At 73.6% G+C, this 3,556-nt stretch carries 2 protein-coding genes; both read right to left on the reverse strand.

What is annotated here, in order from left to right:
- A partial coding sequence (locus ACWDR4_RS49915) for a DNA polymerase thumb domain-containing protein (protein WP_450418824.1) occupies window positions 1-437 on the reverse strand: 437 nt, incomplete at its 3' end.
- A 106-nt stretch (window positions 438-543) separates the two neighbouring features.
- Window positions 544-3,556, reverse strand: a 3,013-nt coding sequence (gene dnaE / locus ACWDR4_RS49920) for a DNA polymerase III subunit alpha (protein WP_450418823.1), incomplete at its 5' end; no start/stop codon positions are given.

A 3,556-nucleotide genomic window follows, 5' to 3' on the forward strand; every position in this document is an offset into this window, starting at 1 on the left:
ACGGGGGCGGGGTCGACGACGGTGGTGTCGCGGCCGTGAGCGCGTTCGTGGAGTGTGCGGCCGGTGCGGGCTCCGAGCAGGCGTTGCAGGGCGAGCGCGGGGACGTCGGCGAGGTCGCCGACGGTGTGCAGGCCGTACTCGGTGAGCGTGGCCGCCGTCGCCGTGCCGGCACCGGGCAGTTCCCGGACAGGGCGGGGCCGCAGGAACAGGGCGATTGCTTCGGGGGTGTCCTCGATGACGGTTCGCCGGCCGGGCGGGGTGAGGGCGGCGGCCATGGCGGCGAGCATCGGGTTCGGCGCGGCCGCCGCCGCCGCCGAGGACACCCCGAAGAACGCCGCAGCGCGCAGCTGGATGAGGTCGGTGATGCCGCGGGCGTCGCGGTTCCAGAAGCCCAGGCTGCCGGTGAGATCCAGCACGGCGCTGTCCGGCACAAGCATCTGCACGCGCGGTGTGACGTCCTGGAGGAGCCGGTGCAGCTGCTCCAGGAGGTCCGGGTCGTGGCCGGGCGGGAGGACGAACCGGAGGTGGAGAATGTGATGGCGGTCACCCTGCGCTTCCCGGGCTGCGGTGGCCGAGGCGCCGCAGGTCTGCGGAGCGGGTGCCGGCGGGCTGGAGGTCGGCGTACGGGTGCAGGCGGGCCCCGGCGGTGCCGTCGGTGAGCGTCCGCTGCGGGGGCTGGGCGGGGGTGGGGGCGGGAGCGTCGCGGTCGAGCAGGTCCAGGGCTGCCTGGGGGCCGTGGTCGCGGCGTGCGGCGGCGACTTCCTCGAGGTCCCACGCCCTCTCGCCGACGACCGTGCGGCGCGGCCCGCGGGCTTCGACGGTGCCGCGTACCAGGAGCAGCCCGGAGTGGAAAACCGTGTGCGCGACGCGCTCGTGGCTGTCTTCGAAGAAGGCGAGGTCGACGAGTCCGGAGCCGTCTTCGAGGGTGACGAAGATGATCCGCTTGCCGGACGGGATCGGCGGGGTCTGGGTGGAGGCGCGTACCCCGGCCACCAGGACTTTCTGGCCGGGGTGCAGGGCGCGCAGGTGGGCGGCGTCGGTGGCGCCGAGTTCGCGCAGCAGCCGGTGGTGGTGCTCCATCAGGTGGTGGGTGACGTCGATGGACAGGACGTCCAGCTCGGCACCCAGCTTGTCGCGGCCGGTCATCTCCGGCAGGCCGCTCGGTTCGGCGGCGGCGAGTTCGCCGCCGAGCGGGAGCTGTCCTTCGGTGGCGGCACGATTGCGGTACTGCCGGTGCAGTTCGGTGGCCTGCAGAAGGAGGTCGCGGCGGGTCAGGTCCGTGGCGAGGGAGTCGAGGGCGCCGATGCGGATCAGGCTCTGCGCGATGGGCAGGGACGGGCGGGCGCGCTGCCACAGGTCCTGGAGTCCGGCGTAGGGCTGGCCGGCCGCGAGGCGGGCGACCTCGTACTCGCTGATTCCCTTGACCGCGGACAAGGCCAGCCGGACCCCCCAGCCCTGCCCGGTCTGTTCCACGCTGTACTCGGGGCGGGAGCGGTTGACGTCGACGTTCAGTACGGGCACGCCGTGGCGGCGCGCGTCCGCGACGATCACGCGGCGCGGCCACATGCCCGGGTCGTGCTCCAGCAGGCCCGCGTACAGGGCGGCGGGGTGATGTGCTTTCAGGAAGGCGGACTGGAGGGCGGGGACGGCGAAGGCGACCGCGTGGGCGCGGCAGAAGCCGTACGCGCCGAAGGCGGCAACCGTCTCCCACACCTCGTCCAGGACCGTGGTGTCGTAGCCGCGCTCGCCGGCCGTACGGCGAAACCATGCCTCCACTCCCGCCAGCCGGTCCGGGTCGGCCAGCGCGCGGCGGGCGACATCGGCGGCGGCGCGGTCGCAGCCGGTCATCCGGGCGAGGATCGCGATGATCTGCTCGTGCCAGATCACCACCCCGTACGTGTCGGAGAGGATCGCCTCCAGGTCCGGGTGCGGGTAGCGGGGCGCGGCGCCGTGGCGCGCGGCGATGAACAGCGCGGGCATGCCGCCGCTGACAGGGCCGGGCCGGAAGAGGCTGATGTCGGCGATGACGTCCTGGAGGTGCCGCGGCTGCAGCCGGCCCACCAGATCCTGCTGGCCGGGTGATTCGAGCTGGAAGAGGCCCACCGTGTCCGAGCGCCGGATGAGCTCGAAGGCAGCGTTGTCGTTGAGGTCGACGTGGTCGGGGTTGTCGAGATCGAGCAGACGGCCCGTAGTACGGCGGATCTCCGCGACGGCGTGCGCCATCGCCGACTGCATCCGCACCCCCAGGACATCGAGCTTGAGCAGTCCGAGGTCTTCGACGTCCTCCTTGTCGGCCTGCACCATCGGGTAGCCGCCCGGGGTCGGCTGCACCGGCAGCCTCTCCAGCAGGCTCGCGTCGGACAGGATGACGCCGCACGGGTGCATGGCGTAACCGCGCGGCAGTCCGTCCAGGCCCTCAGCCAGCTCCCACAACGGCCCGAACGCCCCTGCTCGGGATGCGAGTTGGCGCAGCTCCGGAAGTTCGGTGAGGGCGGATCGGATGTCGCGGGCGCGGATGTGGGGGAAGCTCTTGGCGATCTCGTCCACGACCTGCGGGGCCAGCCCGAGCGCGAGGCCGGTGTCACGCAGGGCGTGGCGGGCCCGGTAGGTCTCGGGCATGCCGGTGACCGCGACCCGCTCCCGCCCGAACCTCTCGATGATCCTGTCGTAGACCTCCAGGCGCCGGGCCGACTCCACGTCCAGGTCTATGTCCGGCAACGACGTACGACGCTCGGACAGGAAGCGTTCGAACAGCAGCCGGTGCTCCAGCGGATTGGCCGTGGCGACGAACAAGCTGTGGTTGACCATGGAACCGGCGCCCGAGCCGCGTGCGGCGACCCGCACGCCCATCGCCCGCACATCGGCCACGACCTGCGCGACCGCCAGGAAGTACGCCTCGTACTTGAGGCGGCCGATGACCTCCAGCTCGTAGTCGAGCTGCCGTACGGCGGATTCGTCCGTGTCCAGGCCGCGGGCGGTCATCCCCGCCTCGCAGCGCCGGCGCAGCAGCCGCATCGCCGAACCGGGATCGGGGCCGGCGCCCACGACGGACGGCTCGGGGAAGTGCGGCCGCCCCAGCCCCAGATCGGCCGGGGTCAGGACGCAGGACTGCGCGGTCGTCTCGGTCTCGCCCAGCAGCCCGGCGGCCCGCCCCCGGCCGGCGCCGGTGGCCTGCGCGATCCGGTCGGCGGCCGCGGCCATGGCGGCCGGGTCCTTCAGCCACCGCTCGCCGCCGTCCAGGCTTCGGCGGTCGACCGGCCGCAGCAGCCGCGCCGCGTCCAGCACGTCGGCGAGCCGGTGCTGAGCCGCGTCGGCGTAGCGGACGGAGTTGGTCAGCACCGTACGCACACCCAGCCGGTCGGCCAGGCCGGCCGTCCGCGCGGCCAGGCGCAGCGATCCGGGCCCGGTCCCCTGCCGCCCCAGCCACACCGCCTCCAGCCGCAGCGACTCCCCGGCGAGCTCCCGCCACGGATGAAGCAGCTGCTCGGCGAGGTCCTCACGCCCGGCCGCCAGGGCCCGCACGGGCTCGGAGGCCGGACCGAGCATCACCACCAGG

This window comes from Streptomyces sp. NPDC000878 (assembly GCF_053599695.1).